Source organism: Cryptosporangium aurantiacum (genome assembly GCF_900143005.1).
In the GTDB taxonomy this organism is placed as follows: Bacteria; Actinomycetota; Actinomycetes; order Mycobacteriales; family Cryptosporangiaceae; genus Cryptosporangium; species Cryptosporangium aurantiacum.
Genome location: NZ_FRCS01000002.1, coordinates 843,619 through 857,244, shown reverse-complemented (window position 1 = coordinate 857,244; position 13,626 = coordinate 843,619). Strand labels below are relative to the sequence as shown.

Here is a 13,626-nt window from a genome sequence, read left to right as displayed (position 1 = left end):
TAGTGACCGCAATGGGGGCACCTCAACCACTCGCGGTTAGGATCGGCGTCGTGGGCGGTCAGCCGTCCACCGGGGAGCTCGGGTCAGCCGGGCTGAGAGGGCGACCATCGCGTCGCCGACCCGTGGAACCTGCTCTGGGTAATGCCAGCGGAGGGAGAACCGGCGCTTCGCCGGAACACTTCACGCCCCAACGGCTCATCCCGGTGCTCGACTCCGGAGGAAACCGGATGCGCACCCCACGTTTACTTACCGCTGTACTACTAGTCGCGGCACTCGCGGCGTGCTCGTCGTCGGACGACGACACCAAGACCGAGTCCAAGACCGTCACGCTCGTCACCCACGAGTCGTTCGCGGTCAGCGACGCGGTGCTGGCCGACTTCAAGAAGCAGAGCGGCCTGACCGTGAAGGTCCTCCGCAGCGGCGACGCCGGCGCGCTGGTGAACAAGGCCGTGCTGAGCAAGGGCAACCCGCAGGGCGACGTGCTGTTCGGCGTCGACAACACGTTTCTGTCCCGGGCGGTCGGCGCCGACATCTTCACCGAGTACGAGGCGAAGGGTCTCGACGGCGTCCCGGCCGCGCTGACGCAGGGCACCGATGGCAAGGCCACCCCGGTCGACTACGGCGACGTCTGCGTCAACTACGACAAGGCCTGGTTCGCCGGCAAGAAGATCGCGCCCCCGGCCAGCTACGCCGACCTGCTGAAGCCCGCCTACAAGGACCTGCTCGTGGTCGAGAACCCGGCGACGTCCTCGCCAGGGCTCGCGTTCCTGCTCGGCAGCATCGCTACCGAGGGCGAGGACGGCTGGAAGGACTACTGGACGAAGCTGAAGGCGAACGGCGCCCTGGTCGTTGACGGCTGGGAGGAGGCCTACCAGCAGCGCTTCACGATCGGCTCGCAGGGCAAGGGCGACCGGCCGCTGGTCGTCTCGTACGCGTCCAGCCCGCCCGCCGAGGTCGTCTACGCGGAGAAGAAGCCGGCCGACGCGCCGACGGCGGTGGTCACCGACACCTGCTTCCGCCAGGTCGAGTACGCCGGTCTGCTGGACGGCGCGGAGAACCCGGAGAACGGGAAGAAGCTGCTCGACTTCCTGCTCTCGCCGGCGTTCCAGAAGGACGTCCCGCTGCAGATGTTCGTGTTCCCCGCGGTCGACGGCACGCCGCTGCCGGCCGAGTTCACGAAGTACGCTGCGGTTCCCGCGAAGCCGCTGACGCTCCCCGCCGACCAGATCACCAAGAACCGTGAAGCGTGGATCGACGAGTGGACAAACGCCGTCTTGCGCTGAGCGTCGTTCCGCTCGCCTTCCTCGCGGTCTTCTTCGCCTATCCGGTCGCGTCCCTGCTGAGCCTCGGGCTCGGTGAGGGCGCGCCGGGCGAGCTGCTGACCGATCCGGGCGTGCGCAGCGTGCTCTGGTTCACGGTCTGGCAGGCGACGGCCTCCACCGTGCTCACCGTGCTGATCGCGCTGCCCGGCGCGGCGATGCTCGCCCGTTTCGCCCTGCCCGGGCGGGCGCTGCTGAAGGCGCTGGTCACGGTGCCGTTCGTGCTGCCGACCGTCGTCGTCGGGGCGGCGTTCCTCGCGCTGATCGGCCCGGACGGGCTGCTCGGCGTCGAACTCGACCGGACGGTCTGGGCGATCCTCGCCGCGCACGTGTTCTTCAACTACGCGGTCGTGGTGCGGATCGTCGGCAGCGTCTGGGCGCAGCTCGACCGTCGGCAGGAGGAGGCCGCCCGGGTACTCGGCGCGTCGCGGCTCTCCACGTTTCTGCGGGTGACCCTTCCGGCGCTGCGGCCCGCGATCGCCGCGGCGTCGTCGGTGGTGTTCCTGTTCACGTTCACGTCGTTCGGCATCGTGCAGATCCTCGGCGGCCCGGAGTACGCGACGCTCGAGGTCGAGATCTACCGCCGGACGGTCTACCAGCTCGACCTCTCCGGCGCGGCGGTGCTCTCGCTGGTGCAGTTCGCGGCGGTGGCCGTGCTGCTGCTCGTGGACGGGCTGCTCACCGGGCGGCAGCGGGCCGCGCGGCTGGCCGAACCGACGCCCAGGCGCCCGCGCGGCCCGGCCGAGTGGGCGTTCGTCGGCGTCAACCTCGTGGCGCTGGTCGGTCTCCTGATGACGCCGCTGGCCGTGCTGGTCGAGCGGTCGTTCGCGACCGCGGACGGCTACGGCCTCACGTACTGGCGGGCGCTGGCGCACTCGGACACGTCGAGCACGCTGCCGGTACCGGCCTGGGAGACCGTGCTGACCTCGCTGCGGTACGGGATCGCCGCGACCGCGATCGCGGTGCTGGTCGGCGTCTGTGCCGCGGTCGTGCTGGTGCGTCCGGGGCGGCTGAGCGGAGGGTTCGGGCTGCTGCTGATGCTGCCGCTCGGCACATCCGCGGTGACGGTCGGTTTCGGGTTCCTGATCGCGCTCGACGAGCCACCGCTCGACCTGCGGGACTCGGCTCTGCTGGTGCCGTGCGCGCAGGCGCTGGTGGCGGTGCCGTTCGTGGTCCGTGCGGTGTTGCCGGTACTGCGGGCGATCGACAACCGGCTCCGTGAGGCCGGTGCGGTGCTCGGCGCGACACCGCTGCGGGTCTGGTGGCGCGTCGACGCTCCGTTGGTCTGGCGTCCGCTGGCCGCCGCCGCGGGGTTCGCGTTTGCGATCTCGCTCGGCGAGTTCGGCGCGACCGTGTTCATCGCCCGCGCCGACAGCCCGACGATCCCGGTGGCGATCGCTCAGCTGCTGGGTCGGCCGGGAGCGGTCAACAGCGGTCAGGCGATGGCGTTGGCCACGATATTGATGGTCGTCTGCGCGACGACGCTGATCGTGCTCGACCGGCTGCGGCCGAGTAATGCCGGAGGAGAGCTGTGAGCCTGTCGGTCGCTGGCGTGTCGGTCCGTTTCGGCAACAAGAATGCACTTTTGGACGTTGATCTCGAGGTCGCCGACCATGAGGTCGTCGCCGTCCTCGGTCCGAGCGGGAGCGGGAAGAGCACGCTGCTGCGCGTCGTGGCCGGACTGCAGGAGCCGTCCTCCGGAACCGTCCGCCTGGACGACGTCAACGTCACGCGCGTCCCGCCGCACCGCCGTGGCGTCGGGCTGATGTTCCAGGACCACGTGCTGTTCCCGCACCGGGACGTGGCGGGCAACATCCGCTTCGGTAATTCGCGGGCCGACATCGGCTCGCTGCTGGGGCTCGTCGGCCTCCCGGACGCGGGTCGGCGGCGGGTCGACACGCTCTCCGGTGGTGAGCAGCAGCGGGTGGCGCTGGCCCGCGCGCTGGCGCCGTCGCCGAAACTACTGATGCTCGACGAGCCGCTGGGCCAGCTCGACCGGGAACTGCGCGAACGGCTGGTGGTGGAGCTCCGCCGTCTGTTCGTCCGCCTCGGCACCACCGTCCTGGCGGTCACCCACGACCAGCGCGAGGCGTTCGCGCTCGCCGACCGAGTCGTCGTGATGACCGAAGGGCGGATCGCCCAGATCGGGACGCCGCGCGAGATCTGGGAGCAACCCGCGTCCGAGTTCGTCGCCCGCTTCCTGGGGTTCACGAACATCGTGGACGTCGACGGTGGCGCGTCGACGCCGTGGGGTGCGGTCCCGCCGGCTTTCGCCGGCGAACGGATCCTGGTCCGGCCCGCCGGGGTACTGCTCACTCCCACTTCCGGGGACGCCATGGGCAAGGTCGAAGTGGCGACTTTCGCGGGGGAGCGAGTCGACATCCTGCTGGCGATACCGGGCGCACCACCGCTGAAAGCGCACTGCCCACCGGCCACCGCGCCGGAGCCCGGCGACGAGGTTTCGGTACGCCTCGACCCGGCGCAGATCGTCGTTCTTCCCCGCGAGTCGCCCGAGTGAGGCGTTCCGGGTACAGACGGCACTGACGGGTGCGCGTCAGTTCCGACGACATAATCCAGCAACGTTTGTACGGTCCCTGGCCATGGGACCTTTCGCTGAACAGAACGTGAACGACATCGACGACGCTCCATCCGATCACGCCGGCGGGCCGAGCACGGCCGACCTGCTGGAGTCGGGTGCGCCAGCGGAGGCGACGATCGTGGCCAGCGGCTCGCTCGGTATGCGCACCCCCTACGGCGTCAGCCTGTACGAGTTCGTGCTGAACGTCGCTCGCCCGGACGCCGACGCGTACGAGGTGCGCATCGGCAACCCGGTGCCGTCGGCTGCGGTACCGCTGATCTTCCCCGGGGCGCGCGTGGCCGTCCGGGTGCTTCCGAGTGACGCCAACGCCGTCGCAATCGACTGGGAAGCAACGCTGGCCGCCGTCCAGCGTCCCGCGTGACCCGCGCGTCGTAGCGCGAAAGGTTCCCCCTCCCTGCGCGAAGACCTACCGCCGTTTTCTCACGGCGGTAGGTCTTCGCGCAGGGGTGTGTCTCAGTGCCGGACGAAGCCCGGAGCGCGGTGCAGCGCCAGCCGGGCCGGTGTGCGGGTCGGTGGCTCCTTGCGGACGAACGCCCGCCGCGCGGCGTCGAAACCGTGCCGGTCGTCGAACATGTCCTGTGCCATCTCGCCCAGCTCGCGCGCCTCGTAGGCGTCCAGCGGCCGGACGCTGAGATCCCGGTCCAGGACGTTGGCCTTCCGCCGCAGCGTCCGCTCCCGCAGGGCCTCGTCGCGGTACCGCAGCGCCACCTCGTGCAGCCAGTTGCCGAACGGGCCCGGATCCCGCGGGCCGACCTCGTCGACCATCCCCAGACGCTCGGCCTCGGCCACGCCGACCGGCAGCTTCTCGCTGAGCAGCCGCTTGGCCGCATCCGGGCCGACCCGGCGGGGCAGCGTGTAGGTGTGCAACTCAGAGCCGGTGAGGCCCATCTCGTAAAACGGGTTGAGCACAACGCCGTCGCGGGCGACGACCAGGTCCGCACCGAGCGGCAGCATCACACCGCCGGCACCGGCGCTGCCGCTGTACGCGGCGATCGTCACCTGGCTGCGGCACATGATGAGCTCGCGGCAGACGTCGTTGATCGCGGTGATGTTCGCCCAGGCCTCGGCGGCCGGGTTGGCCGGCGACACAGTGGCTTCGATCCTGTTCAGATCGATGCCGTTGCAGAACGGTCCGGAGCCGCCGCGCAGCACGATCGCCAGCGTGTCCTGCCGGATCGCGTGGCGGAGCACGTGCAGGGCCTGGTTGCAGCCTTCGGTGGAGAGCGCGCCGTTGTAGCAGTCGAGGATGACGTACCCGACCTCGCCGCGGCGTACGTAGTGGATTCGGCCGGGTCCGCAGTGCTCGACGGTTGCTGCCGCCGGGGTCGGCGCGGTCAGCCCTTCCGGCAGGTGGTCGCCGAGTACCAGGGCGGCGGGCAGTTTGACGCCGTTGGTGGCGCGCTCGGCGTCGTCCGGAATGCTCTTTAGGTGGCCCAGCCACACGCTGCCGGTTCCGGCAGCGACCAGCACGGCTCCGTCGCGGCACGCGACGACCGTGCCGGGCGGGTCCGACTGACGCGGGCCGATGTGCGCGTCGAAAGCCCAGACCCCTACCCCGGCGATCTCCGTGCGGACGCCCGGCGCACCGTCCGCGGCGCGGATCTTCCGGACGATGGCCTCGGCGGGGTCGTCCCAGGAGAACGCCCGGTCGGTCTGGCGCATCGTGGGGCGGACGTGCGTCTTCGCCAACCGTTCGAGAGGTGTGGGGCGGAAGTCGGGGTCGGAGATCTTGGCGAGGACCTCTTCGATGCAGCTCATCGCGGCGTCGGTGACCGGACCGTTGTAGAGGCTCGATTTTGTCGGTGGATCGATCGGGATCGAGAACGTGCGGGTGGCCCACACCGGGCCGGCATCCATCTCCTCGACGGCTTGGAGCGCGGTGACGCCCCATTCGCTCCGGCCTTCGGTGATCGCCCAGTCGAGGCTGGACGGGCCGCGGTCGCCCACGGGACCTGGGTGGATGATCACTGTCGTCCACTTCTGCCATACTTCCGTGGGGACGCGCTCCTTGAGGAACGGGCAGAGGATCAGCTCGGGGTCGGCGCGTCGGGCCGCGTCGGCTATCGATTCCGCGTCGCGGGCGAATTCCACGGCCACCGTGTGGCCCTGGTCCCGGAGCGCGCACCAGACGCGCTGGGTCAGCCCGTTGAACGACGAGACGAGCAGCAGGATCCGTAACGAACGCGGGCTTTGCTTGGGTTGTGTTTTGGGGCGGCTGTTGCTTCTTCTACGGAAAGTAAGCAGAAGACTACGCATGCGGGTTAGTGTGCCCTGTTGTCTGGTGCTGTGGGGGGCGCTGCCCTGACCTGCGACAACGCCCCCAACATGTCCGTTAACGGGGCTTTCTTACGGAGCCAGTGCCTCGTCCACGTAGCACCATTTCCAGCTCTCGCCCGGCTCGGCGGACTGCACCACGGGGTGCTTCTCCTCGTGGAAATGTGCGGTCGCGTGCTTACCACGGGATGAGTCGCAACACCCCACATGTCCACACTCCAGGCAGGTGCGGAGATGTACCCAGCGCCAGCCGATTTCTAGACATTCTTTGCAGCCATTACCCTGCGGCGGCGTTTCCTTCGCTTCGGCGAGATGTGTGCAGATTGCCAACGTGCCTCCTTGATCGCTCCACCCATTGTTCCCGGTGGTCGGAGCGGTGGCTGGCACGATGGGGGCGGCGACCGGCAGGTCGGTTCACGAGGGGGGTCAGGTGCATTTCGAGACCGCAGATCTGGTGGCGGTGTTCGGGCTGATCATCGGGGCGGCATTCGTTGCCGGTCTAGCCCGGAAACTGCGGATTTCGCCCCCGATTCTGCTCGTGCTCGTCGGGTTGGGCGTGTCGTATCTGCCGGGCATCCCGGACTACACGCTGAACCCCGAGCTCGTTCTGGCGCTGTTCCTCCCGCCGCTGCTCTACTCAGCGGCCTGGCGGAGTTCGGCTCGCGGCTTCCGGTTGAACAAACGGCCGATCCTGCTGATGTCGGTCGGCTACACGCTGTTCAGCACGGTGTTGGTCGCCGTGGCAGCGTGGGCGCTAATCCCGGACATGCCGCTGGCGGCCGCGTTCGCGCTCGGGGCGATCGTTGCGCCGCCGGACGCGGTGGCGGCCACCGCGGTCGGCCGCGAGCTCGGCATGCCCCGGCGCTACCTGCAGGTGCTGCAGGGCGAGAGCCTGGTGAACGACGCGACCGCGCTGACCGCGTACCGCGCGGCGGTGGCCGCTGCCGCCGGTGGCATCACGCTGCTGGAGGGCGGCGGGATGTTCCTGCTGGCCGCCGGCGGGGGCGTCGTCATCGGTGGGCTGCTCGGCTACCTGCTGCGACAGGTGCGCAGGCGGATCGAATCGCCGGTGCTGGAGAACGCGCTGAACTTGGTGGTGCCGTTCGCGGTCTACCTCGCGGCCGAGAGCGTCCACGCGTCCGGGGTGCTGGCGGTGGTGATCACCGGGCTCTACCTCGGCAACACCGCGACCGACACGACGCCGCAGGCCCGCCTCCAGGCCGACGCGAACTGGGAGGTGATCGACTTCGTCCTGGAGTCGATCGTGTTCGCGTTGATCGGTCTGCAGCTGCCCGCCGTGATCGCCGAGTTGGAGGGGCAGGACACCGGGTCGGTCATCTGGTGGTCGGCGGCGATCCTGGGCGTGACGATCGTGGGCCGGTTCCTCTGGGTGTTCCCGTCGTCGTATCTGGTTCGCTGGATATCACCCGCTGTGCGGGCGCGAACACCATCGCCCTACTGGCCGACACCCACGGTCAACTCGTGGGCCGGGATGCGCGGTGTCGTCTCGCTCGCGGCGGCGTTCGCGCTGGCGCACGACTTCCCGCAGCGAGGCTTGATTCTCTGGCTGACGTTCGTGGTCGTGTTCGGCACGCTGGTGATCCAGGGATTGACGCTGCCCGCGTTGATCCGGCGGCTGGGTGTCAGCGGTGGCGACGACATGAACGACCGGCTGGCCGAGGCGAACGCGCAGCACCAGGCCGCGCGGGCGGCGACCGGGCGGCTGGAGGAGCTGGTGGTGCGGGCGCCGCACCCGCCGCCTTCGGAGGTCGTGGGGCTCCTGAAGCACTACTCGGAGTACCGGGCGAACAGTGCGTGGGAACGACTCGGCGGCGGGCTGTCGCACGGCGGAAAGGAGACGCCTGGTGCGGCGTTCCGTCGGCTGCGGCAGGAGATGCTGCAGGCCCAGCGGTCGACGTTCACCCGGCTGCGGAACCTCGGGGAGCTGGATGACGAGGTGATGCGGGAGATGGTGCGGGAGCTCGACCTCGAGGAGACGATGCTCGGACGGCACGAGGACCCGGCGCCGCACGCGCCGTCGCGTCCTGCTGCGTCCGCGGAACCGTCGCCGTCCGGGTCGGGTGCGTCGTCCGGGTCGGGTGCGTCCTCCGGGTCGGCACCGTCCGGTTCGGGGCCGTCCGGGTCGGCACCGTCCGTCGAGGGGGCATCGCCCGCCGCCTCCGACCGGCAGTCGGAGGCGGACTCCAAGCCGTGAGCTGGAGGGCTACTGCGCCGGCGGCGGCGCCGGCGGCAGGGCCCTCGGCGGGTGATGCGTCGTGTAGTACTTGAGCGCGTCGTCGGCGAGCTTCTTCGTCGCGCTGGAGTTGGCCATCGCCCCCAGCGGCACACCCGCGAACGGCACGAACTTCATCGCCATCTTCTTGACCGCGGCCAGCCCCGCCATGCGCGCCAGCTGCCAAGCCAGCTCGCTGTAGGCACGGCCCGCCCCGGAGCCGAAGTTACGGATGCGGTCCGGAAGGTGCTTGGTGAGCGCCGTCGGGTCCTGCTGCCGACGCGCGACGTCGATCGCCGTGCGGGCGGCGTCCACCGCGGGCTGCAACCCGCGGATGACGAGCAACTCGGCCGCCCGGTCCGGGTGCGTCGGGTCGTAACCGAGCGCTGCGGCGATGTGCAGCACCATCCGAGCCTGGTTCCAGGCCAGAACGCCCACATCCACGACCGCGCCGATCGCACCGGCAGCGCCTGCGGCTGCGCCGGAGTACTTGCTCAGCCGGACGAACCGGGTCTTGATGACGGGGACCCAGACCCGGTCGGCGACGTACGGGTGCGCGGCACGGGTCCGAGCCATCCACAGCGCGGCCTCGGGGCCGAACCGCTCAACCGCGGCGAGCGCGAGAAACTCGGGCGCGTGGGTAGGGTCTGCTTTCATCCGGGCGAGCAGACTCGCCGGGATGGCGTTCGGGATCTCGCCGGTGCCGGCGGTGGCTTGGGCAGCGTCCGGGCTCATACCCGCGGGCGGCACCATCATGATGACGTCGGTGCCGGGGTCCTGCGGCGCGTTGGACCCCCAGACGGGAGCAGCCGCCTCCCACGCCGGGGCGCTCGGAATCTCGGAGCCGCTCGAGTCCTGATCGTGCGACCCGTTCGGGCTACCGTGGGCGCGCTCGCCGTCCGGCGCGTTCCGCGTGTCCGCGGCCCGCTGACCGTCAGCAGCGGGTCGGCCGTCCTGGGCGCCTCGATCGTTCTGGCCGTTCTGGCCGTCCGTCGTAGGTGATGCGCCCTCGGCCGAGCTCCGATCGGTCGTCGCGACCGAACCCCAGGCAGGCGCCGAGGGCGCCTGAGCTTCGTTCCCCGGGGCGGCCGGTGACGGGGCCTGGGGTGGCGCGGGAGGCGTGCGGTCGACGGGGGTGACCACGGTCGGCACCTCGTCGGCAGGCAAGACTCGAGTGGGGTTCGGGGTAGCGGACTCAGGGCGGCGCGTGGTGTCGTCCATAGCACCTCCGAGCGTACGTACCCCCGTCGAGCCCGCCGCCGCGCGGACCCGCCTACTGCTTTGCTCCCGGCGAACCGGTCCCTGTATCCTCGGACGCCAGGTGGCCTGGCACAGGCCCCGGGAGGCTTCGCCTAGTCCGGTCTATGGCGCCGCACTGCTAATGCGGTTTGGGGTTTACCCCCCATCGAGGGTTCAAATCCCTCAGCCTCCGCTCCCACCAGCTCGTATGCACTTCGGCGCATACGAGCTGTCGTGCGTCTGGGACTCAGAGTTATTCCCGCAGCACGTGGCCCATTAGCTTGGCGGCGTCGTGTGTGTACCGCTCGGTCACGGTGTTGCGGGAGTGCCCGCGGTCGGCGCTCTGGCGTTGGCTTCCTCCTGTCCCGACGCAAGCATCGACGGAGAGGGCCACGCCGGGGAAGCGCGCCGAGCGCAGGCGGCGAAGGTCAGCACATGGGCCGCGGTCAAGCGCGCGCGACGGCTCACCGGACCTGCTGTTCTTCGTCCACAAACGCCAGCGACATGCCCATCTACGAGACCGCGCCCCTTACCCGCGCGGCCTGGCGAAGAGGTGGAGTCGGAGTTCATCGGCCTCGTGCCACCTCTTGCGTAACTCCGAACGCATGAGCCCGGGGAGTGCCGCGAACGGTGACAGCAAATAGGTGGGCTCATCACCGAAATCCCTATTAGTGACGCTCTACGTGGTATGGCGACGGCGTTCTTGCGCCCCAGGTATGGCTGAACCATGTGACCCTGTCCGTACGTGACTCATCTGAACGTCGGCGATGACGCGCTGTACCGAAGTGTTCCGGACAGATGTGAGCGCACAGGGGGAGAGTTCCATGGAGCGTCGGCCGTTGCGGGACGTGATGCAGGAGCACCTGAGCCCGATCACCGAAAGCTCGTCGATCACGGCTCTCCGCCGTAGCATCTCGTCCCTGTCTATCGGCTTGGGGATCCTCGGCGTCGTAGCCGCGATCTCGATCGTCACAGGGGTGACGTCGTGGGCGTACGCACCAGGCGTGCTCCTGCTCATTATCGGCGGTGTGCTCGGCGGGATCTCTTTCTACACGGTGTTCGACATCTACAAGTCTCGCCAATTCGGCCTGTGGGCGGCGATAGCAACTGCGTCCGGTGCTGTGGCATACGGACTGGCGGTCGCATTTTCCTGAGCGAGGTTGATCGCTTGGTGTAGCGAGTATTTGCGGGGGTCCCGTGTCCTTCTCCGTTCACCCGGCCGCGCTCAATGCGTACGCTGATCAGTTGCGGCGCGCCAGAGACGATGCCGGACTGACGAAAAGCTATCTCGATCGCTATCGGGTCCAGGGCAAGGCTGACGATGGCCTGTATCTCAAGCTTCTCGGTAATTCGCACGAGCAGGCAATGGGCGCCGCGCTGACGACGATCGGTACCCTGGTCGAGGTTCTCAATGGAAGCCAGTACAACATGGCGGCGGCGTCGTCCTATTATCGTGCGGCCGACGCGCATTCGGCGGCAAGGATAGACGCCACTCTGCCGGGGGTTCGGCCTACGCGCCCTACGTCGATCGAACGCGACTGGCGCAATGATCCCTGCGCGCCGAGCTTTCGTGAGAACCGTGAGCCGGCAGACCGTTTGGTCCCTGTCGAAGCGCCGGACTACGATCATCCATTCTCATTTCTCGACTACCTGAGCGTCTCAGAGTGGACGCTCAAAGCATTTGAAGTCGCGATAGGTCTGAATCCATTGGATTATCTTACCGAGAAACTTGCCGGCGACTGGGAGGCGTTTGGGAAGGCCGGCAAGGCGCTGGGAAACAGTGCGAACGCTGTTCATGACGTGGCGCACAACGTCCAAGGCGGCGACATCGCGCTCCGGTCGTTCTGGACAGGTAATGCAGCGAGCGCGGCAGATCGCTACTTCACGATGCTCGCTACCAAGTCCGACGACATCGTGGACCCGCTTCGGGAAGCCTCCAAAGAATATGACAGTCTGGCGGTTGGGATCTGGAATGCCTCTCAGTACCTGTCCGGCACGGTCAAGAACATGGTCGATAACGCGATCATCGCGGGCATAGCGTTCGCGGCCGGCACCATCACGATCGAATCCGGTATCGGACCGATCATCGGATACAGCGGGGGCGCGTTCGCGCTTGCGATGATCATTATCGAGTGGAATGCGGCGCTGGAAGTCGTGACCGACATCTACAACCGCGTTCAACTCTGCATCGGAGTCATCCAGAGCGCGGGCGCGAAGCTCTACAATGCGCGGTTCCCGGACATCGGCACCGACGCCTACCACCATCCGCTTGCCGATCGTCCCGCGGAGGTTCGGTGACCATGCACGAGAGCGTCTACGAGATAGCAGGAGACGATCGACGACTGATACAGCTCTGCCGTGATGCGCTGAACAGGCTTGCTGAGGGGGCGAACGAGGCGCTCCGAGAGATGGCCACAGAAGTTCTCCGAGGAGATCTTGATCTTCGCGCAGCGGTCAACTCGGACTACTACGGGGCAGAACTCGGCCGTGCGGTCGAGAGTTTCCGCAAGTATTACCACGGCCTATCACCGGCCGACAGGAGCGAATTGATGGAAGAGGGGCGAAGCCTCGCGGCCCGTTTGATTACTTCAGACGCAACATAAGCTCGCATGTCATGGGGTAGCAAGGCACACACCGCCTGGCTGGATCGGTACGGATTGGTACCGCCTGTGCCGAGGTCCTACGCTGATCGGCACCCAGCAGTCCACACCGGACGAGGTGCGATGTGCGTCGGCGACTGGCTTGTGTCCTGATCGGCACCACAGTGCTGGCTCTGAGCGGGCCGGTTCCCGCGGCCTCGGCCGCGCGGCCGGCCGCTGAGCTGCCGTCGTGTTCCCCCACCGGCCTCGACGTCGGACGCAGCCCGACCGAGCCCAGCTGGATCCGTGACCTCAACGACCGAGGCGAGCTGGTCGGCACGGTGAACCGGTGGATCCCGACCAGCCACCGAGAGCAGCCGTTCGTCTGGCGGAAAGGCGTGCTCACGCTGCTGGACAAGGGCGGGTGGACCTACGGCGAGGCGGTCGCGATCAACAACCGCGGCCAGGTGCTCGGCACCGGCCGGACGGAGCCATTGCGGGTCGACAACGTCATCCTGTGGGACGCGCAGGGCAACCCGACCAAGCTCAACGCGACCGAGGACGGCGACTCGCGGGCCTACGACCTCAACGACCGGGGCGACGCGCTGGTGCGGCTGGAGAACTCGCTGGGCATCTGGCGCGCCGGCCGGTTCACGCCGATCCCGGAGCCGGAGGGGCGCCGCTTCACCGAGCCCGCGACGCTGAACGAGCGTGGCTGGGCGGTCGGCCGGTCGGACCTGGACGAGGGACACGGGCGGATCGACACCTGGGTGTGGGACGGCACGCGCCGCTGGGACATCACCTCGCCGTTGGGCGGCTCGCACGACTCGACGGTCGCGACCGCGCTGAACGTCCGCGGCCAGGTGGTCGGATACAGCGTGACCGTGGAGGGGAACCCGGGGGTCAGCTGGCTCTGGCAGCGCGGACGCCTGACGAAGCTCACCGCGCCGGGCGGGGACTTCAGCCCGGTCGACCTCGACGACCACGGCCGGATCCTCGGCACGGTCACGTCCGGCACCTCCCGGCACGTCGTGATCCGCGAGCCGTCCGGACGGTTCCGGAACCTCGGGACGTTCGGCGCGAACGGCCCCGACAGCGAAGTCACGCCGATCGCACTCAACAATCGGGGCCAGGTCCTCGTCTACGCCGGGCCGATCGGACAGCAGAAGGTCTGGCTCTGGCAGGCCGGCCGCGCGATCGAGCTACCTTCGCCGTCCGGGCACCAGCGGCTCTCGATTCCGCCGGGGACCAGCTACGTGTTGGCGATCCCGGACCCGCTGAACGAACGCGGCGAGGCCTACACGCAGGGCACCTTGACCAACTACCAGACCCACGGAGTGTTCTGGCCGCGTTGCGCGAACCCTAGGTAGCCCACGAGCACGT

12 protein-coding genes, 1 tRNA gene and 1 riboswitch are annotated in these 13,626 nt (G+C 68.6%); of the genes, 10 read left to right on the top strand and 3 right to left on the bottom strand.

The annotated features are described in order from the left end of the window. Positions 1 to 69: 69 nt before the first annotated feature. A riboswitch (TPP riboswitch) is annotated at positions 70 to 157 on the top strand. A gap of 70 nt (positions 158 to 227) precedes the next feature. The 4 genes from BUB75_RS10750 to BUB75_RS10735 all read left to right on the top strand — a co-directional run bounded on the left by BUB75_RS10750 (position 228) and on the right by BUB75_RS10735 (position 4,279). Beyond that, positions 228 to 1,283 (top strand): thiamine ABC transporter substrate-binding protein, encoded by a 1,056-nt coding sequence (locus BUB75_RS10750; RefSeq protein WP_073255311.1) that lies wholly within the window; start codon positions 228 to 230, stop codon positions 1,281 to 1,283. Then, positions 1,259 to 2,854, top strand: a complete 1,596-nt coding sequence (locus BUB75_RS10745) for an ABC transporter permease (protein ID WP_073255017.1) — start codon at positions 1,259 to 1,261, stop codon at positions 2,852 to 2,854. Before BUB75_RS10750 ends, BUB75_RS10745 begins: the two co-directional genes overlap by 25 nt. Further along, entirely contained in the window at positions 2,851 to 3,837 is a 987-nt protein-coding gene (locus tag BUB75_RS10740) for an ABC transporter ATP-binding protein (RefSeq protein WP_073255014.1), read from the top strand. Before BUB75_RS10745 ends, BUB75_RS10740 begins: the two co-directional genes overlap by 4 nt. Positions 3,838 to 3,919: 82 nt before the next feature. Further along, positions 3,920 to 4,279 (top strand): hypothetical protein, encoded by a 360-nt coding sequence (locus BUB75_RS10735; protein ID WP_073255011.1) that lies wholly within the window; start codon positions 3,920 to 3,922, stop codon positions 4,277 to 4,279. 92 nt (positions 4,280 to 4,371) lie between these two features. Here BUB75_RS10735 and BUB75_RS10730 read toward each other — a convergent pair whose 3' ends face one another. Together BUB75_RS10730 and BUB75_RS48460 are read right to left on the bottom strand one after the other, a co-directional pair. Continuing rightward, entirely contained in the window at positions 4,372 to 6,174 is a 1,803-nt protein-coding gene (locus tag BUB75_RS10730) for an enoyl-CoA hydratase-related protein (RefSeq protein ID WP_084740714.1), read from the bottom strand. 90 nt (positions 6,175 to 6,264) lie between these two features. After that, entirely contained in the window at positions 6,265 to 6,522 is a 258-nt protein-coding gene (locus BUB75_RS48460) for a UBP-type zinc finger domain-containing protein (RefSeq protein WP_073255008.1), read from the bottom strand. A gap of 100 nt (positions 6,523 to 6,622) precedes the next feature. Here BUB75_RS48460 and BUB75_RS10720 point away from each other — a divergent pair, with 100 nt between their 5' ends. Further along, the gene (locus BUB75_RS10720) at positions 6,623 to 8,407 is read left to right on the top strand and encodes a Na+/H+ antiporter (RefSeq protein WP_073255005.1); all 1,785 of its coding nucleotides are present in this window, start codon (positions 6,623 to 6,625) and stop codon (positions 8,405 to 8,407) included. Between the two features lie 9 nt (positions 8,408 to 8,416). On the opposite strand, the gene BUB75_RS47010 is transcribed toward BUB75_RS10720, so the two are convergent. Then, positions 8,417 to 9,646 carry an EcsC family protein gene (locus tag BUB75_RS47010; protein WP_218617420.1) on the bottom strand — a complete coding sequence of 410 codons (1,230 nt, stop codon included), beginning with the start codon at positions 9,644 to 9,646 and terminating at the stop codon, positions 8,417 to 8,419. A gap of 120 nt (positions 9,647 to 9,766) precedes the next feature. Here BUB75_RS47010 and BUB75_RS10710 point away from each other — a divergent pair. The 5 genes from BUB75_RS10710 to BUB75_RS10695 all read left to right on the top strand — a co-directional run bounded on the left by BUB75_RS10710 (position 9,767) and on the right by BUB75_RS10695 (position 13,613). Then, positions 9,767 to 9,857 (top strand) — tRNA-Ser (locus tag BUB75_RS10710). 631 nt (positions 9,858 to 10,488) lie between these two features. After that, positions 10,489 to 10,818, top strand: coding sequence for a hypothetical protein (locus tag BUB75_RS10705; protein WP_143175130.1), 330 nt, complete (start codon positions 10,489 to 10,491; stop codon positions 10,816 to 10,818). A 43-nt stretch (positions 10,819 to 10,861) separates the two neighbouring features. Beyond that, positions 10,862 to 11,962, top strand: coding sequence for a hypothetical protein (locus BUB75_RS45005; RefSeq protein WP_143175129.1), 1,101 nt, complete (start codon positions 10,862 to 10,864; stop codon positions 11,960 to 11,962). Then, positions 11,959 to 12,267 (top strand): hypothetical protein, encoded by a 309-nt coding sequence (locus tag BUB75_RS45000; protein ID WP_143175128.1) that lies wholly within the window; start codon positions 11,959 to 11,961, stop codon positions 12,265 to 12,267. The genes BUB75_RS45005 and BUB75_RS45000 overlap by 4 nt, the downstream gene beginning before the upstream one ends. A 122-nt stretch (positions 12,268 to 12,389) precedes the next feature. Then, a complete protein-coding gene (locus BUB75_RS10695) occupies positions 12,390 to 13,613 on the top strand; it encodes a hypothetical protein (protein ID WP_143175127.1) in 1,224 nt (407 codons plus the stop codon). Positions 13,614 to 13,626: the final 13 nt, after the last annotated feature.

Coding starts and splice junctions, on each gene's coding strand:
- BUB75_RS10735 (WP_073255011.1), top strand. CDS start 3,920: ATGGGACCTTTCGCTGAACAGAACGTGAACGACATCGACGACGCTCCA.
- BUB75_RS10730 (WP_084740714.1), bottom strand. CDS start 6,174: ATGCGTAGTCTTCTGCTTACTTTCCGTAGAAGAAGCAACAGCCGCCCC.
- BUB75_RS10705 (WP_143175130.1), top strand. CDS start 10,489: ATGGAGCGTCGGCCGTTGCGGGACGTGATGCAGGAGCACCTGAGCCCG.
- BUB75_RS10750 (WP_073255311.1), top strand. CDS start 228: ATGCGCACCCCACGTTTACTTACCGCTGTACTACTAGTCGCGGCACTC.
- BUB75_RS47010 (WP_218617420.1), bottom strand. CDS start 9,646: ATGGACGACACCACGCGCCGCCCTGAGTCCGCTACCCCGAACCCCACT.